At 70.8% G+C, this 20,094-nt stretch carries 19 protein-coding genes; 7 read left to right on the top strand and 12 right to left on the bottom strand.

Features of this window, described 5'->3' with window-relative positions:
- Window positions 1-148: 148 nt before the first annotated feature.
- The 4 genes from GGQ96_RS03535 to GGQ96_RS03550 form a co-directional block, all read right to left on the bottom strand.
- Window positions 149-949 carry a PhzF family phenazine biosynthesis protein gene (locus GGQ96_RS03535; RefSeq protein WP_184111548.1) on the bottom strand — a complete coding sequence of 267 codons (801 nt, stop codon included), beginning with the start codon at window positions 947-949 and terminating at the stop codon, window positions 149-151.
- A 4-nt stretch (window positions 950-953) separates the two neighbouring features.
- Window positions 954-1,907: a cation diffusion facilitator family transporter gene (locus tag GGQ96_RS03540; protein WP_184111550.1), complete on the bottom strand. Its 954-nt coding sequence runs from the start codon at window positions 1,905-1,907 to the stop codon at window positions 954-956.
- Window positions 1,904-2,482, bottom strand: coding sequence for a pyridoxamine 5'-phosphate oxidase (gene pdxH, locus GGQ96_RS03545; RefSeq protein WP_246360021.1), 579 nt, complete (start codon window positions 2,480-2,482; stop codon window positions 1,904-1,906). The genes GGQ96_RS03540 and pdxH overlap by 4 nt, the downstream gene beginning before the upstream one ends.
- A 91-nt stretch (window positions 2,483-2,573) precedes the next feature.
- Complete coding sequence (locus GGQ96_RS03550; RefSeq protein WP_184111554.1) at window positions 2,574-3,398, bottom strand: class I mannose-6-phosphate isomerase; 825 nt, start codon at window positions 3,396-3,398, stop codon at window positions 2,574-2,576.
- A gap of 111 nt (window positions 3,399-3,509) precedes the next feature.
- On the opposite strand from GGQ96_RS03550, the gene GGQ96_RS03555 reads away from it, so the two are divergent.
- Together GGQ96_RS03555 and recN are read left to right on the top strand one after the other, a co-directional pair.
- Entirely contained in the window at window positions 3,510-4,484 is a 975-nt protein-coding gene (locus tag GGQ96_RS03555; RefSeq protein WP_184111555.1) for an outer membrane protein assembly factor BamD, read from the top strand.
- Window positions 4,485-4,718: 234 nt separating this feature from the next.
- Window positions 4,719-6,377: a DNA repair protein RecN gene (recN, locus tag GGQ96_RS03560; RefSeq protein ID WP_184111556.1), complete on the top strand. Its 1,659-nt coding sequence runs from the start codon at window positions 4,719-4,721 to the stop codon at window positions 6,375-6,377.
- A gap of 216 nt (window positions 6,378-6,593) precedes the next feature.
- On the opposite strand, the gene prsR is transcribed toward recN, so the two are convergent.
- The 3 genes from prsR to GGQ96_RS03575 are packed head-to-tail and all read right to left on the bottom strand — an operon-like array spanning window position 6,594 to window position 10,196.
- A complete protein-coding gene (prsR, locus tag GGQ96_RS03565; protein WP_184111557.1) occupies window positions 6,594-7,934 on the bottom strand; it encodes a PEP-CTERM-box response regulator transcription factor in 1,341 nt (446 codons plus the stop codon).
- Complete coding sequence (prsK, locus tag GGQ96_RS03570) at window positions 7,931-10,015, bottom strand: XrtA/PEP-CTERM system histidine kinase PrsK (protein WP_184111558.1); 2,085 nt, start codon at window positions 10,013-10,015, stop codon at window positions 7,931-7,933. The genes prsR and prsK overlap by 4 nt, the downstream gene beginning before the upstream one ends.
- 1 nt (window position 10,016) lies before the next feature.
- The gene (locus GGQ96_RS03575; protein ID WP_184111559.1) at window positions 10,017-10,196 is read right to left on the bottom strand and encodes a hypothetical protein; all 180 of its coding nucleotides are present in this window, start codon (window positions 10,194-10,196) and stop codon (window positions 10,017-10,019) included.
- A 51-nt stretch (window positions 10,197-10,247) separates the two neighbouring features.
- On the opposite strand from GGQ96_RS03575, the gene GGQ96_RS03580 reads away from it, so the two are divergent.
- Complete coding sequence (locus tag GGQ96_RS03580; RefSeq protein ID WP_281392614.1) at window positions 10,248-11,285, top strand: mannose-1-phosphate guanylyltransferase/mannose-6-phosphate isomerase; 1,038 nt, start codon at window positions 10,248-10,250, stop codon at window positions 11,283-11,285.
- Window positions 11,286-11,459: 174 nt separating this feature from the next.
- On the opposite strand, the gene GGQ96_RS03585 is transcribed toward GGQ96_RS03580, so the two are convergent.
- Window positions 11,460-13,319, bottom strand: coding sequence for an ABC-F family ATP-binding cassette domain-containing protein (locus GGQ96_RS03585; protein ID WP_184111563.1), 1,860 nt, complete (start codon window positions 13,317-13,319; stop codon window positions 11,460-11,462).
- A gap of 91 nt (window positions 13,320-13,410) precedes the next feature.
- On the opposite strand from GGQ96_RS03585, the gene GGQ96_RS03590 reads away from it, so the two are divergent.
- A complete protein-coding gene (locus GGQ96_RS03590) occupies window positions 13,411-14,148 on the top strand; it encodes a TonB family protein (protein ID WP_184111565.1) in 738 nt (245 codons plus the stop codon).
- Here the strand turns inward: GGQ96_RS03590 and GGQ96_RS03595 are convergent, their stop codons facing one another.
- Both GGQ96_RS03595 and mgtE read right to left on the bottom strand, forming a co-directional pair.
- The gene (locus GGQ96_RS03595) at window positions 14,149-14,559 is read right to left on the bottom strand and encodes a DUF1489 family protein (protein WP_184111567.1); all 411 of its coding nucleotides are present in this window, start codon (window positions 14,557-14,559) and stop codon (window positions 14,149-14,151) included.
- Window positions 14,560-14,575: 16 nt separating this feature from the next.
- On the bottom strand, window positions 14,576-15,973 hold the full coding sequence (mgtE, locus tag GGQ96_RS03600) for a magnesium transporter (protein WP_184111569.1): 1,398 nt from the start codon (window positions 15,971-15,973) through the stop codon (window positions 14,576-14,578).
- Window positions 15,974-16,123: 150 nt separating this feature from the next.
- Between mgtE and GGQ96_RS03605 the strand changes: the two genes are divergently transcribed.
- Complete coding sequence (locus GGQ96_RS03605) at window positions 16,124-16,579, top strand: peptidylprolyl isomerase (RefSeq protein WP_184111571.1); 456 nt, start codon at window positions 16,124-16,126, stop codon at window positions 16,577-16,579.
- A gap of 57 nt (window positions 16,580-16,636) precedes the next feature.
- Here GGQ96_RS03605 and GGQ96_RS03610 read toward each other — a convergent pair whose 3' ends face one another.
- A complete protein-coding gene (locus tag GGQ96_RS03610) occupies window positions 16,637-17,920 on the bottom strand; it encodes an MFS transporter (protein WP_184111572.1) in 1,284 nt (427 codons plus the stop codon).
- Window positions 17,917-18,237, bottom strand: coding sequence for an antibiotic biosynthesis monooxygenase family protein (locus GGQ96_RS03615; RefSeq protein ID WP_184111573.1), 321 nt, complete (start codon window positions 18,235-18,237; stop codon window positions 17,917-17,919). The genes GGQ96_RS03610 and GGQ96_RS03615 overlap by 4 nt, the downstream gene beginning before the upstream one ends.
- 334 nt (window positions 18,238-18,571) lie before the next feature.
- Between GGQ96_RS03615 and GGQ96_RS03620 the strand changes: the two genes are divergently transcribed.
- Both GGQ96_RS03620 and GGQ96_RS03625 read left to right on the top strand, forming a co-directional pair.
- Window positions 18,572-19,183 carry a class I SAM-dependent methyltransferase gene (locus GGQ96_RS03620; RefSeq protein ID WP_184111574.1) on the top strand — a complete coding sequence of 204 codons (612 nt, stop codon included), beginning with the start codon at window positions 18,572-18,574 and terminating at the stop codon, window positions 19,181-19,183.
- Window positions 19,184-19,205: 22 nt separating this feature from the next.
- Entirely contained in the window at window positions 19,206-20,066 is an 861-nt protein-coding gene (locus GGQ96_RS03625) for an alpha/beta hydrolase (protein ID WP_184111575.1), read from the top strand.
- Window positions 20,067-20,094: the final 28 nt, after the last annotated feature.

The raw sequence follows: 20,094 nt of genomic DNA on the forward strand, positions 1-20,094 counted from the left end.
CGCCCTTCTGTTCCCCGGCGAAGGCCGGGGTCCAGTTGGGAAGGTTGCTGTGACGAAGCGCCGCGCGTCGTCGCGATCGTCCCCCGACTGGGCCCCGGCCCTCGCCGGGCATCATGCTGGCACATAGGGACGCTATCCCGCTGTCCCGTCACGGCAGCAGGAAACTGCCCTCGATCACCGTGACGCATTGTCCGCCCAGCATCACCCGGTCGCCCGCGAGCCGACACGTCAGCCGTCCACCGCGCGCGCTGGCCTGGAACGCCGTCATCCGGGTCCGGCCGAGCATCTCCGCGAAATAGGGCGCCATCACCGCATGGGCCGATCCGGTCACTGGGTCCTCGTCGATCCCATAGGCGGGCACGAACACGCGCGACACGATGTCCGTCTCCTGCCCCCGCGCCGCCAGGATCGCGACGCACGGCTCCGCCGCCGCCAGCGCGCGGAAATCGGGACGTGCGTTCCGCACCGTCGCCGCATCGTCCACGACGACCAGGGCATAGGCCCTCTCGTGCCACAGCGTGTCGACCACCCCGTCCACGCCCAGCGCCGCGACGATCGCATCCAGCCCCCGCGGGGCCGGCGCCCAGGCCGGCAGGTCGAGCGCATAGCCGCTGTCCTGCCGGGCCACCGCCAGCACCCCCGAGCGGCGGGTGCGGAACGCCACCCGGTCGATCGCATTGTCGCTCGACAGCACGACATGGCCGCTCGCCAGCGTCGCATGGCCGCACAGCGCCACCTCGGCGGTGGGGGTGAACCAGCGCAGTTCGAACGCCGCCTCGGTATCGCCGGTCAGCGGCACCAGGAACGCGGTCTCCGACAGGTTGTTCTCCGCCGCAATGTGCTGGAGCAGCGTGTCGTCCGGCCATTCGGCCAGCGGCATCACCGCCGCCGGATTGCCAGCGAAGGGCCGGTCGGCAAAGGCGTCGACCTGGGTGAAGGGGATCCGCATCGTCTCAGTGCCCCACGCGCTTGCCGAACCAGTGCGGCGTCACATCCGCCTCGACCAGCGGATTGTCGGTGTCGACATGCCCCTCGGGATCGAGATGGATCAGCACCTCCACCTTGGGGAAGGCGCGCTTCAGGTTGCGCTCCACGCCCTCGACCAGGTCGTGCGCCTCGGCGACGGTCAGGTCGCGCGCGACCTCCATGTGGAACTGCGCGAAGTCGTGGCTGCCGGAGCGACGGGTGCGGAAATCGTGGATGCCGCGCAGGCCCGGCTGGCGCGCCGCCACGTCGAGGAAGGCGGCGCGCTGGTCGTCGGGCCATTCCTTGTCCATCAACTGGTCGATCGCGGTCGACGACGCCTGGAACGCCCCCCAGAGCAGCCAGGCGGCGATGGCGATGCCGAAGATCGCATCCGCGCCGTGCCAGCCCAGATACTGGTCGAGCACCAGCGCCGCGATCACCGATCCGTTGAGCAGCACGTCCGACTGGTAATGGACATTGTCCGCCAGGATCGCCACCGACCCGGTCCTGCGGATCACCATGCGCTGATAGGCGAGCAGCACGATCGTCGCCAAAATAGCGATAACCGACACGCCGATGCCGAATTCCGCATCGGTGGTCGCATTGGGCGCGCCCAGCGCCTGGATCGCCCGCCAGCCGATCCCGGCGGCCGAGGCGGTGATCAGCGCGACCTGGAACAGCGCCGCCAGCGCCTCCGCCTTCCCATGGCCGAACCGGTGGTCGTGATCCGCCGGCGTCGCCGCCAGCCGCACGCCGTATAGCGTCACCAGACTGGCGAGCAGGTCGAGCGCGGTGTCCGCCAGCGACCCCAGCATCGCGATCGATCCGGTATGCCAGGCGGCGAAACCCTTGAGCGCGAGCAGGAAGGTCGCCATCGCGACGCTGGCCAGCGCCGCACGGGTGGCATGGGGAATGATGCGACGGCGTTCGTCGTGCGTCATGGGAACAGCAGCCCTTCGCTCCAGCCGCCTTCCACCCGCGTGAACAGGCGACGCTCGTGCAGGCGGTGGGCGCGGTCCTGCCAGAATTCGATCACGTCCGGGGTGACGCGGTAGCCGCCCCAGAAGGGCGGACGCGGCACGTCCTGCCCCTCGAACCGCGCCTTCATCCCCGCGAACCGGGTCTCGAACGTCGCGCGGTCGGCGAGCGGGCGTGACTGGTCCGAGGCCCAGGCGCCGAGCTGCGAGTCGCGGCTGCGGCTGGCGAAATAGGCGTCCGACTCGGCATCGGTGGCGCGGCCGACCGCGCCTTCGATGCGAATCTGGCGGCGCAGCGACTTCCAGTGGAAGAGCAGCGCCGCCTGGGGGTTGGCGGCGAGATCGGCGGCCTTGCGCCCCTCGCGATTGGTGTAGAACACGAAGCCATCGGGACCATGCCCCTTCAGCAGCACCATGCGCACCGAAGGTCGCCCGGCGGCATCGGCGGTGGCGAGCGCCATCGCATTCGAATCGTTGATTTCGCTCGCGCGCGCCTCGGCATACCAGGCGTCGAACAGGGTGAAGGGATCGTCAGCCATCGCCGTCCGATACGCCTCCACCTTGATCAAGTCGAGCGGTGTGCGGCGGCGGTTCGATCCGTCTCCGGAACTGCCGCCGCCGTCCGGTCGGTCAGAGCCGCCGCGTGCCCGGATAGGCGAACAGCACGTCGGCGCCATCGTCCAGCGTCACCGTTTCGCGGCCCTTCATGGTTACGCACTCGCCGGCCTGGAAGCGGACATCGGCCACCGAGCCGCCGCCGGTGATCGGCACGATCCAGCCGGTCCGCTCGTCGGGGAAGGCGATGGCATGGGCGCCGCCGGTCCAGCGCTCCAGCACAAATTTCGGCCCCTCGACCAGGATGGTCCGCTCGTCATCGACGCGGCCGGGCGACGGGATCGCCTGGTACGGCGTCAGATGCGCGACCGCCACGCCGTCCTCCAGATGCAGCTCGCGCGGGCGGCCATAATCATAGAGGCGATAGGTGGTTTCGCTGTTCTGCTGCACCTCGATCAGCGTCAGCCCGGCGCCGATCGCGTGGATGGTGCCCGATGGCGCGTAATAGAAGTCGCCGGCCCGGATCGGCACCCAGTCCAGCTTGTCCTCGATCGAACCGTCCAGCGCCGAATCGCGCAGGTCCTCGGCCGTCATCGGCTGTTTCGGCCCGAGCGCGATCGTCGAGTCCGGCGCGGCGGCCAAGATCGTCCAGCATTCGTCCTTGCCGCGCGGCAGGCCGCGCTTGTGCGCCTCCGCGTCGTCGGGATGGACCTGCACCGACAGCTTCTCGCCGGTGAACAGATATTTGATCAGCAGGTCCGGCTTGGTGTCGCCGGGCTCCTGGAACCAGACCTCGCCCACCGGCGCGCCGCCCGCCGGCTGATCGGGAAAGCCGGGCCAGAGGTCGGTGCGCCCCCAGGGCTTCTCGACGCGATGGGTGTGCAGCTTGGTGGCGGGCATCGGGGGCTCCTCTGATCGTATCCGGCCGGTCGAACGCCTTCCCCTATCGCGACGATCCGGTGCGTCCAGCCTATTGTTTCCCGGGGCCACGCTGCGCTACAGGCGAGGCCGATGCGTATCCCCCGTTCCCGCGCGCTTGGCGTCGCGATGATCGCCGCCGTCGTGCTTCCGCTGGGCGCCTGCGCGCGCAATGCCGGCAAGGGCGACGTGCCTTATGTCGCGCGCGACGTCGGCACGCTGTACACGACCGCCAAGAACCGGCTCGACCAGGGCCGCTACAAGGAGGCGGCGATCCTGTTCGACGAGGTGGAGCGCCAGCACCCCTATTCGATCTGGGCGCGCCGCGCGCAGCTGATGAGCGCGTTCAGCTATTATCTGGCGCGCGACTATACCCAGTCGATCCAGTCGGCGCAGCGCTTCATCTCGGTCCATCCGGGCAATCGCGACGCGGCCTATGCCTATTATCTGGTGGCGCTCGGCTATTACGAGCAGATCACGGACGTGACCCGCGACCAGAAGATCACCCGCCAGGCGCTGGACGCGCTGGGCGAGCTGATGCGCCGCTATCCCAACACCCGCTACGCCTCGGACGCGCGGCTGAAGATCGACCTGGTTAACGACCACCTCGCCGGCAAGGAGATGGAGGTCGGCCGCTTCTACGAGGCGCGCGGGCAGTGGCTGGCGGCGAACATGCGCTTCAAGCGGGTGATCGAGCAATATCAGACCACCACCCATGCGCCCGAGGCGCTGATGCGGCTGACCGAGACCTATCTGAACCTGGGCGTGCCGGTCGAGGCGCAGAAGGCCGCGGCGGTGCTCGGCCGCAACTATCCGGGCAGCGACTGGTACGCCCATGCCTACAAGCTGATGAAGGACCATCCGGTGCAGGAAGCGCCGCTGGTTCCGCCAGGCCAGCCGATCATCCCGGACGGCACGCCGGGCGCCAAGGCGCACTCGCTGCCCGGCGATTCGGGCAGTGCTTCGGGCGTGCCGCGCGATGCGCAGCCGGCCGGCAATGCCGGCGCGGCGGGCGGCGGCGGCTCCACCGTCGGCCCGAACAGCAGCACCGGCATCCCGCGGCAGTAAGGCGTCTATTAATCCCTCCCCCGGCGGGGGGGGCGGGGACCATCCGCAGAATGGTGGAGGGGTGTTCGCCGGTCGTGATCGGGCGGAACCTCACGACCGGTGACACCCCTCCGTCAGGCCTGCGGCCTGCCACCTCCCGCCGGGGGAGGATTTGACCGCATCTCCCGCTTTAATTCGCACCCCCGGAACATAAGCGGTTCAAATCGCCCCCCACCCGGTCTACATCGGCGCCCTATGCTGACCGCGCTGTCCATCCGCGACGTGGTGCTGATCGAAGCGCTCGACCTCGACTTCGGCGAGGGTCTGGGCGTGCTGACCGGCGAGACGGGCGCGGGCAAGTCGATCCTGCTCGATGCCCTGGGGCTGGCGCTCGGCGGGCGCGGCGATAGCGGCCTGGTGCGCCACGGCGCGACCCAGGCGGTGGTGACCGCCAGCTTCGACGCGCCCTCCGCCCCGCTCGCCGCGCTGCTCGACGACAATGGCGTCGAGGTGGAGCCGGGCGAGCCGCTGCTGATCCGCCGCGTGGTGAAGGCGGATGGCGGCAGCCGGGCCTTCGTCAACACCCAGCCTGTTTCCGCGACGTTGCTGCGCGAGATCGCGCCGCGCCTGGTCGAGATCCACGGCCAGCATGACGATCGCGGCCTGCTCAACCCGCGTGGCCACCGGGCCATGCTCGACGCGTTCGGCAAGGTCGATCCGGCCGAGACGGCGCGCTGCTGGACCGCCTATCGTCAGGCGGAGGCGGTGCTGGCCGCCGCCCGCGCGGAGATCGAGACGGCGGCGCGCGATCGCGAATGGCTGGAGCATAGCGTCGCCGAGCTCCAGGCACTGGGCGCAGAGCCGGGCGAGGAGGAGTCGCTCGCCGACAAGCGCCGCTCGATGCAGCGCGCCGAGAAGATCGCCGACGACCTGTCCGCGATCGAGGATCATCTGGAGGGATCGGACGGAGGCCTCGCCCGGCTGCGCCAGGCCGCGCGCGTGCTGGAGCGGGTCGCGCCCGACCATGAATCGCTGGCCGAGGCGCTGGCGGCGGTCGACCGCGCGGTGATCGAGGCCTCCGCCGCCGAGGAACGGCTGCGCGAGGCGCGCCATGCGCTCGCCTTCGACCCGCGCGCGCTGGAGGAGGACGAGTCGCGGCTGTTCGACCTGCGCGCCATGGCCCGCAAGCACCGGGTCCAGCCCGACGACCTCGCCGCGCTGACCGAGGATCTGGCCGGCCGGCTCCAGCGGCTGGACGCCGGCGAAGGCGGCATCGCCAAGCTGGAGGCGACGGTGGCGTCAACCCGCGCCGCCTATGACCAGGCGGCGGCGGCGCTGTCCGAGCGCCGGCTGGCGGCGGCGGCGCGGCTCGACGGGGCGGTGGCGACCGAATTGCCGCCGCTGAAGCTGGATGCCGCGCGCTTCCGCACCGTGATCGCGCCGCTCGGCCCGGACGGGTGGTCTGGGGCGGGCAAGGACCGGGTGGAGTTCGAGATCGCGACCAATCCCGGCGCGCCCTTCGCCCCGCTCGCCAAGATCGCCTCGGGCGGCGAATTGTCGCGCTTCCTGCTCGCCCTCAAGGTCGCGCTGGCGGAGACGGGCGGTGCGGAGACGATGGTGTTCGACGAGATCGATCGCGGCGTCGGCGGCGCGGTGGCCTCGGCGATCGGCGAGCGGCTGGCGCGACTGGCGCGACGCACCCAGTTGCTGGTGGTGACCCACAGCCCGCAGGTCGCGGCGCGGGGGGCCGCGCACCTGCTGATCGCCAAGGCCAATGACGGCACCGTCACCAGAACCGGCGTGCGGCAATTGTCGGAGGCCGAACGGCGCGAGGAGATCGCCCGGATGCTGTCCGGGGCGACCGTCACCGACGAGGCGCGCGCCCAGGCGGAGCGGTTGCTGGAGACGGCGTGACGGATCGACGGCGCGGGGCGCCTGTCACTCCCTCGATGCCCAGGGACCTTTGCAAAGCGCGTCATGCCATCCCGGCGCAGGCCGGAATCCCGTCGGGAGACGTTGATCGGGTATGACGGCCGCTCCAAAGCTGGCCCCCGGCCTGCGCCGGGGTGGCGTACGTCGCTGGGCGAAATGAATCTTCGACAACGACCCCTGATTGGAAGAATTGCGCCCTCACCCCTGCAGATCATAGGCCTTGAGCAGGTCGTAGAGCGTCGGCCGGCTGATCCCCAGGAGCCGCGCGGCGGCGGAGACGTTGCCGTCGGCCTGGACCAGCGCCCGGCCGATCGCGCGCCGATCGGCGGCCTCTCGCGCGGTGCGCAGGTTGAGGTCGGCGCTTGCCGTCCCCAGGTCGAGATCGGCGGCGGTCACCAGCTTGCCCTCCGCCATGATCACCGCGCGCTTCACCCGGTTCTCCAGCTCGCGGACATTTCCGGGCCAGGTCCAGCCATCCACCGCGGCGCGCGCATCGGCGGCGAGGCCGGTGACGACGGGGTTGAGCGTGCGCGCATAATGCTGGACGAAATGCCGCGCGATCAGCCCGGCGTCGCCGGTCCGCGCCGCCAGCGCCGGGATACGCACCACGATCTCCGCCAGCCGGTAATAGAGGTCCTCGCGGAACCGCCCGTCGGCGACCATCGCGTCGACGTCCTGATGCGTCGCGCAGACGATCCGCGTGTCGACCGGGATCGCCCGGCGCCCGCCGATCCGCTCGATCACCCGTTCCTGGAGGAAGCGCAGCAGCTTGACCTGCAGGGAGAGCGGCACGTCGCCGATCTCGTCCAGGAACAGCGTGCCACCCGCCGCCTGCTCGATCTTGCCCTCGGTCGTCTTGACCGCGCCGGTGAACGCCCCCTTCTCGTGACCGAACAGCTCGGCCTCCAGCAACGTCTCGGGGATGGCGGCGCAGTTGATCGCGACGAACCGCCCTCGGGCGCGCGGCGACGCCTCGTGCAGTCCCCGCGCCAGCAGCTCCTTGCCCGTCCCGCTCGCGCCTAGCAGCATCACCGAGACGTCGGCGGGGGCCACGCGTTCGAGCTGGCGCGCGACCTGCGCCATTTCCGGCGAGGCATAGAGCAGGCCGCCGAAGCCGCTCGGCACGGCACGCGCCGCCAGCCGGCGGTTCTCCGCCTCCAGGGCATGGACGTGGAAGGCGCGGGCGACGATCAGGCCCAGCGCATCGATATCGATCGGCTTGGCGTAGAAGTCCCAGGCGCCGTCGCCGATCGCCTGGAGCGCGCTGGCGCGTTCGCCATGGCCGGACGCCACGATCACCTTGGTCGCGGGCGCGGCCGCCAGCACGTCGCGCAGGGTCGCGAAGCCCTCGCTGGTGCCGTCCGGGTCGGGCGGCAGGCCCAAGTCGAGCGTCACCACCGCCGGTTCGTGCAGCCGCAACGCGTCGAGCGCGGCGGCCCGGTCGCCCGCCACCACCACCTCATAGGCCTCATAGGCCCAGCGCAACTGACGCGCGAGCGCGGCATCGTCCTCGACCACGAGCAGCACCGGCCGGCTCATGCCGCGGCCTCCAGCGTCGCCGCCCCCCGTACCGGCGGTGCCGCCGGCAACAGGATGCGGAAGCGCGTGCCTTCGCCCTCGCGGCTCATCACGTCCAGCCTGCCGTCCATCGCCCTCACCAATTCCCGCGCCTCATAGGCGCCGATCCCGAACCCCGCCGGCTTGGTCGAGACGAACGGCCGGAACAGCTGGTCGCGGACGAAGCCCGGACTCATCCCGCAACCCCGGTCGATCACCTCGATCGCCACCTGCCCGTCGACCGCCGCGATGCGCAGCCGCACCGCCACCCCCGGGCCGCTCGCCTCGACCGCATTCTGGACCAGATGGTCCAGCACCTGCGCCAGCCGCGCCTGCGCCGCCAGGACGGGGGGAACGTCCGCCGGCCCGACATCGACCTCGATCGGATGCTGCGCGCGGCGGATCGCGGCGGTGCTGGCGACCAGCGCGGCGGCATCGACCGGGCGGAGCGGCTCGGACCGCGACGCGTCATGCTGGCCGAGCCGGGCGAGCAGCGTGGTCATCCGCGCCGCGGATTCGCGCAGGGTCGCGATCATGTCGGCGCGGAAATCGGCGTTGTCGGCATGGCGTTCGGCGTTGCGCGCGACCAGGGCGACCTGGCTGGCGACGTTCTTGATGTCGTGGAGCAGGAAGGCGAAGCGCCGGTTGAACTCGTCAAAGCGCGCGGCATCGGCCAGGGCGGCATGCGCCCGGTCCTCGGCGAGATAGCTCGCCGCCTGCCGCCCGGCGACGCGCAGCAGGTCGAGGTCCTCCCAGTCCAGCGCACGGTCGACCGGCGGACGGGCCAGCACGATCGCCCCGGCCAGCCGCTCGCCGTGCAGGAGCGGCACCACCACCCAGGCAAGCGGATCGGCCAGCACGGCGGCCGGGATGCACGCCGCCTCCGCGCCGTGCGGGTCGGCCCGGATCGCATCCAGCGCGACGATCCGACCGGTCGCCAGGTGCCGGACGAGGGCCTGGTCGGCGGGGTCCGGGTCCTGCGGGTCGCAATTCCACGCCGCCGCCGGGATCATCCGCTCGTCCTCCGCCATCGCCAGCAACAGCCCGGCGGGCGAATCGGTCAGGTCCGCCACGGCGCGCACGATGCGCACGCCCAGCGGATCGCCGCCAGGACCCGGATGGCCCAGCGTCGCGGTGAAGCGCTGCCATTCGGTGCGATAGTCGTAGCGGTGGCGGAACAGGTGCTTGGCGACCTTCACCCGCGTCCAGGCCCGCAGCCAGGGGGTCGAGGCGAGCGCCAGCAGCGCCGCCGCCGCGCCGCACACCACCGCCGTTTCGTAGATCCGGCCATGGCTGCCGCCGAACGCCGCCGCCAGATGCGCGACCAGCGCGGCCGCCCCGGCATAGATCAGCACCGCGACGCTCGCCAGCGATCGCATCGCGGCGGTGCGCGACAGGGCGGGCGGGGCGGCATCGTCGGCGCGGCTGCCCGCCGCCGCCAGCAGGCCGGCGACACCCGCCATCGCGAAGCCGCGCAGCGCGACCAGCGCCGCGGACCAGCCTTGCGCATAGGCGGCCGCCGCCAGCAGCAGGTCCAGTGCCCACATTCCGCCCAAGGCCGCCAGCGCGAGGCGGAGGCCACCCTGCGCACGCCTTTGCGCGTCGGCAAGATGCTGGACCAGCACCAGCGCGCCGAGCGCCGCCATCATCACCAGCGCCAGTCGGGTCCGCTCCATCGCCGTGGCCAGCGACGCCGGCAGGCCGAGCGGCGCGGCGATCCCCTGCCCGATCGCCAGTCCGGCCGCCAGCAGCGTGACCAGCGCGACCACCGCGCACAAGGCCGTCAGCGCCCGACTGCTTCCCCCCGCGCCGGCGGACCGGCGGATCAGCAGCACCAGCAGGCCCAGCCATGCCATGTTGCGCGCGCCGAGCAGCAGGCGGGCGACGGGATCGCGCGCATCGATCCCGGCCACGACCAGCGCCCACAGGCTGGTGACGGCCAGCGCGGCGACCAGGCCGCGGCGCGGCCAGTGGCGGCCGGTCCGTCGCGCCGCCGCTAGGGCGAGCGTGCCGAACAGCAGCGCCGCCAGCGCGTGCCCCCACAGGATCAGCGTGCCGTCCATCTCAGTCCGCCCCGCCCTGCACCGCGCCAGCCGACCGCGCCATGACAAAGCGGTAATGATTGGTTTTATTAGCGTAACGATGGATCATACCGCCGCCTGTCCCGTTGTGGCGCTGGTGCCCGATCCCGACATGGCACCATTCTGGCATTGAATTTACCAATAAACCCTGAATGGCGTTCATCCCGAGCGTCCTTTATCGCGCGCGGAAACAGGAGGAAGCATGACCGGTGGAATGATCGTACCAGTGATCCTGTCGGGTGGTTCGGGAACCCGACTCTGGCCGATGTCCCGTCCGGAACGTCCCAAGCAATTCCTGCCCCTGACCGCCGACGACACCATGCTCCAGCTCACCGCGCGTCGTGCGCGCGGCGAGCGGTTCGGCGCGCCGATCGTGGTCGCCAATGCCAGCCATGCGGAGATGGTGGAGACGCAGCTCGAGGCCGCCGGCATCGCGGCCGAAGCGGTGATCCTGGAGCCGGCGGCGCGCAACACCGCGCCCGCCATCGCGCTTGCCGCGCTAGCCGCGCCCAAGCCGGACGATGCGCTGCTGGTCATGCCGTCCGACCATGTCATCGCCGATGTCGACGCCTTCCACGCCGCGATCACCGCCGCGCTGCCGCTGGTCAATGACGGCTGGCTGGTCACCTTCGGCATCGAGCCCGACGCGCCGGAGACCGGCTATGGCTGGATCCAGACCGGCGACGAGATCGCCCCCGGCGTCCACCGCGTCGCCCGCTTCGTCGAGAAGCCGCCGCGCGACCGGGCCGAGGCGATGCTGGCCGCCGGCGGCCATGCCTGGAACGGCGGCATCTTCCTGTTCCGCGCCGACATCTTCCTGGGCGCGCTGGCCAGCCACGCGCCGGAGATGCTGCGCTGTGCCCAGCGCGCGATGGACGCCGCCACCCGCGAGGGCACGCGCATCCTGCCCGATGCCGAGGCGTTCGGCGCGTCGCCCGCCGATTCGATCGACTATGCCGTGATGGAAAAGGCCGACCGCGTGGCGGTGGTGCCGGTGGCCATGGGCTGGTCCGACGTCGGGAGCTGGGACGCGCTGCACGCCATCAGCGAGCGCGACGGCGACGGCAATTGCCACCGGGGCGAGGTGATCGCGCTCGACACCAGCAACTGCCTGCTCCGGTCCGACGGGGTGCGGATCGCGGCGGTCGGAGTCTCCGACCTGGTCGTGGTGGCGAGCGGCAACGATGTGCTGATCCTGCCGCGCGGCCGCAGCCAGGAGATCAAGAAGCTGATCGAGGCGATGAAGCGGTGATGGAGGGGGGCGGGGCGCGAAGGCGGCGCCCTGCCCGCTGGCCTGCTGCGCAGTGCCCGACCTGGAACAGGTCGAGCAGCGCGCATTCCTGTATCACCCCGGCGGAAGCCGGGACGGCTGGCTGAAGTCGGCAAACGCGTACGGCACCCGACCCGGCCCGAGTGAACCCTGGGGCTACGCCGTCTCCAGCCCCTCGCTCGCCTCCAGCCAGCGCGCCTCCGCCGTCTCCAGCTTCGCCGCCGCGTCGGCGCGGCGCTTCATCAGCTCGGTCATCGACAGCCGCGCCAGCGCCGGTTCGGCGCGTTTGGGATCGGCCATCGCCGCGTCCAGCTTGGCGACCTCGGCCGACCAGCGCGCCGTCTCCGCCTCGGCGTCGCGCGCCTCCTTGCGCAGCGCCTTTTCCGCGTCTCGGGCGAGCGCGGTCTTCTTCGCCGCCTTGCGCTCCGCCTTGGACTGGCCATCGCCCGAGCCGGCATCGCCCTTGAGGACGAAGGCGATGTAATCGTCCAGCGTCCCGTCGAACTCGCGCGCGGTGCCGTCGTCGACCAGCACCAGGCGGTCCGCCGTCATCTCCAGCATGTGGCGGTCGTGGCTGACCAGCACCACCGCGCCGGTATAGGCGTTGAGGGCCTGGACCAGCGCCTCGCGCGCATCGACGTCGAGGTGGTTGGTCGGCTCGTCGAGGATCAGGAGGTGCGGCGCCTCGCGCGTGATCAGCGCCAGCGCCAGGCGGGCGCGCTCGCCGCCCGACAGCCGGCCGACCTTGGTGGTCGCCTTGTCGCCCGAAAAGCCGAACCGGCCGAGCTGCGCGCGCACCGCTGCCGGGGTCGCGCCGCGCATGATCCGGGTCATGTGTTCGAGCGGCGTGTCGTCCGCGTCGAGCTCCTCGACCTGATATTGGGTGAAATAGCCGACGCGCATCTTGCCCGACGAGCCCATGTCGCCGTCCATCGGGGTGAGCTGCGCCGCCAGCAGCCGGGCCAGCGTCGTCTTGCCGTTGCCGTTGCGACCCAGGAGCGCGATCCGGTCATCCGGGTCGATGCGCAGGTTCAGCCGCTTCAGGATCGGCGTCTCGGCATAGCCGACGCTCGCCATGTCGAGCGTGATCAGCGGCGGGCGCAACGCGTCGGGATCGGGGAAGCCGAACGACAATGTCGGGTCGTTCGCCATCTCGGCGATCGGTTGCAGCTTCGACAGCATCTTCTGCCGGCTCTGCGCCTGTTTGGCGGTCGACGCGCGGGCCGAGTTGCGGGCGATATAGTCCTGCAACTTGGCGCGCTGCGCCTCCTGGTTGGCCTTGGCGGCGGCGAGCTGCGCCATCCGCTCGGCCCGCTGCCGCTCGAACGAGTCGTAGCCGCCGGGGTAGAGCGTCACCTTGCCGCCCTGCAGGTGCAGGATATGGTCGACGACATTGTTCAGGAAGTCGCGCTCGTGGCTGACCAGAAGGATGGTGGCGCGATAGGATTTGAGGAAATCCTCCAGCCACATCACCGCTTCCAGGTCGAGATGGTTCGACGGCTCGTCGAGCAGCAGCACGTCGGGGGCGGAGAACAGCAGGGCGGCGAGCGCGACGCGCATCTTCCACCCGCCCGAGAAGCTCTTGAGCGGACGCGCCTGCATCGCCTCGTCGAAGCCCAGCCCTTGCAGGATGCTGGCGGCGCGCGCCGGCGCGGTATAGGCGTCGATCGCGATCAGCCGCTCATAGATGTCGCCCAGCTTGTCCGGGTCCTCCTCGGTCTCGCTCCGGATCATCAGCGCGGCGCGTTCGACATCGGCGGCCAGCACCGTGTCGAACGGCGTCGCCTCGCCGTCCGGGGCCTCCTGCGCGATATAGCCCAGCCGGCTGCCCTTGGGCATCTCGGCGGCGCCGTCATCGGGTTCGAGCATCCCCGCGATCACCCGCACCAGGGTCGACTTGCCCGCGCCGTTGCGGCCGATCAGGCCGACCCGGCTGCCGGGCGGCAGCGCCGCGGACGCGCCGTCGATGATCGTGCGGCCGCCCAGGCGCACGGTGATGCCATTCAGATTGAGCATCCCGCCTCAATAACGATTGCTGCGGTGCAGCCAAGCACCATCGTCATCTCGCCCCTCTTGCACCGCCGCTGGTGCTTCCCAGCTAGGGGCGATGCCGCTCGCTCCACCGACCCCGACCGAACGCCTGCGCGCCGCGTTGCCCACGGCGGCGGTGGTGGCGCTGATCGGCTATGCGCTGGTCGCGGGGCTGACTTGGACGAATTCCACGGCGCGGGATGCGGCCATCGCCACCTTCGACGTGGCCCCACCGTCCCCCGATCCCATACGGGTCGTGCCGAAGAAGGTCGCCACCCACCGCCCGCGCGGCGCTGCGGCGCCGCCGAACCTGCGTTCCCAGGCGACGCCGGTCGTCGCGCCCCCGCCGGTGCTGCCCCCGCCCGTGCCAGTCGTCGCCGCGCCGGTCGCGGGCACGGGCGCGGATCCCAGCGCGGGCGCGGCGGCGCGTCCCGGCCCCGGCAGCGGCGCGGGCGGGATAGGCAACGGCACGGGCAGCGGCGGCTATGGCGACGGCAACGGTTATGGCGACGACGAGACACCGCCCCGGCTGCTGCGCGGGCGGCTGAAGGACTCGGACTATCCGGACGCGGCGGCGGAGGCCGGGGCCGGCGGCACCGTGTCGGTCCGCTATTATGTCGAGGTCGACGGCCGCGCCACCGGTTGCCGGGTCACGCACAGCAGCGGCAGCGCCCTGCTCGACGCCACCACTTGCCGGCTGATCGAAAAGCGCTTCCGCTACGACCCGTCGCGCGATGCGGATGGTCGCCCGGTCCGCTCGATCGTGGTGGTCGACCACGACTGGATCGTGGAACGCGAGCCGGCCGAACGTTAATCAGATCAGCGCCAGTTCCGCCAGCTTGCCCATCAGGGCCGGCGGCAGCGCGGTCAGGCCGCTGGCGTCGCCGCCGCCCAGATCGGCGGGCGCGTCGGCCTGTTCCAGATAGCGCCAACCCTGGTGGGCGCGCTTGGGCCGCGCCTGGACCAGCACCAGTTCGGGTCGAAGATGGATCGCGATCCGCCCGGCTTCCGCCTCGCCGAAGCGCAGGATCGGCGAGCGGGCGACCAGCTGGTGCTTGACGATCCAGAACAGCGAACTGTCGGGATGGCCGACCATCTCCTCGTGCCGCTTGGGCAGGTAACGGGTGGTCAGCACCAGCCCGCCCTCGGCGCGGCGGATTGCGATGCGGTCGGCCAGTTGCTCGACGCTGGTCGCGCCGAACGCCACTTTCGTCAGATGCAGCATGGATCGGCGATGTGGGTCAGCCGCCCAGTCCCCACAAGGTGGCAAGCCCCAGAAACGACAGGAATCCCCCGACATCGGTCATGGTGGTGACGAAAACCGCCGACGACACGGCGGGATCGACGTTCATCCGGTCCAGCGTCACGGGCACCAGGACGCCGCCCAGCCCCGCGATCAGGTTGTTGATGATCATCGCCATCCCGATCACGATCGACAGGTCGCGATTGCCGAAGATCAGGAAGGTGCCGAGCCCGATCAGCACCGCCAGCGACACGCCGTTGCAGATCGAGATGGTCAGCTCGCGCGTCACCATCCGCACCGTGTTGGACGAGGTGAGCTGGTTGGTGGCGAGCGCGCGCACCACCACCGCCAGCGTCTGGGTGCCGGCATTGCCGCCCATCCCCGACACGATCGGCATCAGCACCGCGAGCAGCGCGAACTTGGCGATCTCGCCCTGGAACAGCCCGACCACCGAGGCGGCCAGCATCGCCGTGCCCAGATTGACGACCAGCCAGAACAGCCGCGTGCGCACGGTCAGCCGGACCGGCTCGTTGATGTCGCCCTCGCCCGCGCCCGACAGGCGCAGCACGTCTTCGCCCGCCTCCTGCTGGATGATGTGGACGACGTCGTCGACGGTGATCATGCCGACCAGCCGCCCCTCGCCATCGACCACCGCCGCGGAGATCAGCGCGTATTTCTGGAAGCGGAGCGCCACCTCCTCCTGGTCCATGTCGACCTCGATCAGCGTCTGCTCGCGCTGCATCACATCGGCGACCGGCACCCAGTGCGGCGTGCGCAGGATCCAGGACAGGGCGCAGGTGCCGACCGGATGGTGGCCGGGATCGACCACGAACACTTCCCAGAAATCGGTGGTCAGGTCCTCCTGGCCGCGCAGATAGCCGAGCACGTCGCCCACCGTCCAATGCTCCGGCACCGCGACCAGGTCGCGCTGCATCAGGCGGCCGGCGGACTCCTCGGGATAGGACAGCGCCTCCTCGATCGCGGCGCGATCGTCCGGGTCGAGCGCGCGCAGCACCGCGCGCTGGTCGTCCTCGTCCAGGTCCTCGATGATCGCGACCGCGTCGTCGGTGTCGAGCTCGGCGGCGAGGTCGGCGACCTGATGCGGTTCGAGCGCGTCGATCAGGTCCTCGCGGACATAATCGTTCATCTCGGCGAACACGTCGGCGTCGAGCAAGTCGGACACCGCCTTGGCCAGCGAGGCGCGATCCTCGTGCGGGATCAGCTCGAACAGGTCGGCGATGTCGGCGGGATGGAGCGGTTCGACCAGCGCCCGCGCTTCGTCGACATCGCCCTCCGCCACCGCCTCCTGCACGGCGCGGACGAATTCGGGACGCAGCCGGTCGTCCTCGTCCAGCTCGGTATCGGGTTCGACCTCGGGAAGCTCGGTGTCGCTCATCGCTGGGGCTCCCTGATCCGGACGGTGGTGCAATGCCGCACGGGCGACTCCGGCGTGCCCTATCGCGCCGCAAGCCGCTTTTCCAGCGCCGGCATTTGCCAGTCGCAGCCTGCGTCCCTATCTGCCACGCTTCAAATCTGGAGCTTACTCATGGCCGATACCCCCGAGACGCTGATCCTGACGCTGGACGGCGGCGACGTCACCATCAAGCTGCGCCCCGATCTCGCTCCCGAGCATGTCAAGCGCATCGCCGAACTGGCCGACGAGGGCTTCTACGACGGCGTCGTGTTCCACCGCGTCATCCCGGGCTTCATGGCGCAGGGCGGCGACCCCACCGGCACCGGCATGCACGGCTCGAAGAAGCCGAACCTGAAGCAGGAGTTCTCCAAGGAGCCGCATGTGCGCGGCGTCTGCTCGATGGCCCGGACCAACGACCCGAACTCGGCCAACTCGCAGTTCTTCATCTGCTTCGACGACGCCCGCTTCCTTGATGGCCAGTACACCGTCTGGGGCGAAGTGACCGACGGCATGGAGTTGATCGACGCGCTGCCCAAGGGCGAGCCGCCGCGCGAGCCGGGCAAGATCGTCAAGGCGCGCACCGCCTGATCCGAGCGCCTGCGCGAAGACGGGGGCGTCGCCGGACCACCGGCGGCGCCCCTTTTCCTATCGGCGGCGGAGCAGCAAACCGATCGCCAGCAGCGCCAGCGCCCCGCCCGCGACCAGATAGGGCAAGGGCCGCCACGCCTCGTAGAGCGCGATGCCGATCGAAGGGCCGAGCACGAAGCTGGCGCCGTTGACGCTGGTAACCTTGCCCGCCACCGATCCTTGCGCCCCCGACCCCACCGCCAGCGACGCGCCGGCGGTGAAGCCCGGCCGGGTGAAGCCGAAGCCCAGGCTCGCCAGCGCATAGGCAAGCGCGATGCCATAGAGCGACGGCGCCAGGCCGGTCAGCGCGCACCCCGCCGCCGCCAGGGCCGAGCCGACCAGCACCAGCCGGCGCGGCGACAGGTTGAGCAGCGGAATCAGCCCCCATTGCACCAGCAGCGCCGCGCCCGCGCCCATCATCAGCACAAGCCCGGTCGGCTCGAGCGCGGCGGCGGGTGCGACATGGAGCCGGTCGATGACCAGAAAGCCGATCGCCTGGCTGACCATCGCCTGGGCATGGCCGGTGACCAGGCCGATCACCATCCAGAGGCGGATGCGGGGATCGGCATAGCCGACGCGCTCGACATGGCTTTCGGTCGCGGCGCGCACGCTGGCTCCGGTCGGGGCGCTGCCGATCGACGGATAGGCGGACGACGCCCCCGCCGCCTCGCCCGGCACCGGCCGGTCGTCGGGCAGCAGCGCCCGCACCGCCGCCCAGACCAGCGCCCCGAACAGCGCGAAGAGGAAGGCGGGGCCGGCCAGCCCGATCTCGTAGCGCGCGACTTGGCCGAGCAGCAGATAGGGCGCGATCGCCGGCCCCAATATGGTGCCCAGGCCGAACGCGGAGGCGAGCAGGGTCAGCGCGCGCGTCCGCTCCTCGCGCGTGGTATGGCCGGCGACCAGCGCCTGCACCGCGGGCGGCGCGGCCGATCCCAGGCCGCCATAGAGCATCCGCCCGATCACGAAGAGCGCGAAGGCGGTGGTGCCGCCGACAAGCCCGTTGATCCCCGCCGCCAGGAACGCGCCGCACAGCAGCAGCGACAGCACATAGCCGCCCAGGCCGAGCAGGATCATCGCCCGGTGGCCATGCCGGTCGGAGCGATTGGCCCAGAGCGGCGCGGCCACCACCCACAGCAAGGCCGAGACCGAGAAGGCCAGCGCCACCGCCGAGTCCTTTACCCCCAGCGATCGACCGAGCGCCGGGAGCACCGATTGCAGCGCGGTATTGCCGGCGGCGATGGTCAGCATGACCGTGAACATCAGCAGGAAGTCGCGGTCGCGCCGGGTCGCCACCGGGTTCATGCGCGCGACCAGCCATAGGCGCGATCGACGACCCCCGCCGCGACCTCGTGACGCTCGTACCAGATGGCGCGGCCACGCGCGCGCATCGCTTCATGGTCCGGATGCGCGCGCCACGCCTGCGCCGATTCGGCGTCGGCCCACCAGCTCACCGTGATGCCGAACCCGTCCGCACCGCGCGCGCTGTCGACGCCGCGATAGCCCGGCTGCCGGGCGGCGAGCGCGTCCATCGCCGCGGCCGCCGCCGTATAGCCTTCATCATCCCCCGCGCTGCGTTGCGACAGGAAGATGACCGCATATTGCCCGGTCCGGTCCGTCATGCTCCCGCTCCCTTGATACGGGTTGGCTGTAGATCGACAGGGTACCGAACGGGAACCTCCGAAATCCTCCCCTGCACGGGGAGGGGACAGGCCGACGGGCGTGACGGAGGGGTGACACCGGTTGCGAGCTTCCTTGCCCTCGCGACCGGCGATACCCCTCCGCCATGCCGCGCATGGTCCCCCTTTCCTTGCCGGATAGGAATGGAGTGACCGCGCCCCCTTCCCCCTCGGCTAAGCGCAGGTTGCAACCCTATGGCTTGCAACTCGTTCGGGACTTGTGCGACGGAGGGGCTTCCTCGCCGTTCGTGTGGGGACCACGATCGACAGGATTCAGATGGCCAGTTCGTCTTCAGCCGCTCGCCGCGCGCGCCGTCCCGCCGGGATTCCATCCCCGGCGCAGATGTTCTTCCAGGGATTCCTGAAGCACCCGGTGATGGTCGGCTCGATCATCCCTTCGTCCGACAAGCTGATCCGCAAGATGCTGGCACCGGTCGACTGGCAGAACTGCAAGCTGTTCGTCGAATATGGCCCGGGCGTCGGCACGTTCTGCCGGCCGATCCTGGAGCGGATGGCGCCCGACGCGACGCTGATCGCGATCGACACCAATGCCGACTTCATCCGCTATCTGGACGCGACCATCACCGACAGCCGTTTCGTCGCGGTCGAGGGGTCGGCGGCCGATGTCGAGCGGATCATCGCCGAGCGCGGCTTCGCCCACGCCGATTACATCCTGTCGGGCCTACCCTTCTCCACTCTGCCGCCGGGCGTCGGCCCGGCGATCGCCGCCGCGACGCACCGCGCGCTGCGCACCGACGGCGCGTTCCTGGTCTATCAGTTCAGCCCCAAGGTGAAGGACTTCCTGGTCCCGCACTGGTCGTCGATCGACCATGACATGGAATGGTGGAACGTCCCCCCGGCCCAGCTCTATTGGGCGTGGAAGGAGTGATCCCGGTCGCCGGCCGGCGCTGATGCGCAAGCTCGGCCGGCGTGGCGCGATCGGCGCGGTGCTCGCGCTGGCGACCGCCGCCTGTTCGCCACTGCTGCTCTTCAACGGCCTGACGCCCAAGGATGGCGGCACCGTCCGCCTGGTCCATGACGCCGCTTTCGCGCCCGGACCACGCGGCACGCTCGACGTCTATGCGCCCAAGGCCCCCGGCCCCCACCCGATCATCGTCTTTCTCTATGGCGGATCGTGGAACAGCGGCACGAAACAGGGATATGCGTTCGTCGGCCGGGCGCTGGCGGCGCAGGGCTTCGTCGTCGCCATCCCCGATTACCGGCTGGTGCCCGAGGTCCGCTTTCCCGATTTCCTGCGCGACCATGCCGCCGCCCTGCGCTGGGTCCGCGCCCATGCCGCGACGCTGCATGGCGATCCCGATCGACTGGTGCTCGCCGGCCATTCAGCGGGCGCCTACGGCGCGGCGATGCTGGCGCTCGACCCAGAGTGGCTGGGCGCGGACCGCAGGGCAGTGCGCGGCTGGATCGGCCTGGCGGGTCCCTACGACTTCCTGCCGCTCGACCAGCCGGTGACGGAGGCCGCGTTCGGCGGCGCGCCCGACCTTCGCGCGACCCAGCCGCTGCTGGTCGCCAGCGCCGGATCCCCGCCCGCGCTGCTCGCCACGGGCGACGACGATACGCTGGTCCGCCCGCGCAACAGCGATCGGCTGGCCGAGCGGCTGGCTGGATTGGGCGTGCCGGTCGAGCGGCGACGCTATGCCGGGATCGGCCATGTCGGCATCCTCACCGCCATCGCCCGCCCGTTGCGCGGTCGCGCGCCGGTGCTGACCGATATGGTCCGCTTCGCCAGGCAGGTGACGGACCGACCATAACCGGACTGCTTTCGATCAATCGATTGCC

Source organism: Sphingomonas abaci, from assembly GCF_014199625.1.
Lineage (GTDB): Bacteria > Pseudomonadota > Alphaproteobacteria > Sphingomonadales > Sphingomonadaceae > Sphingomonas > Sphingomonas abaci.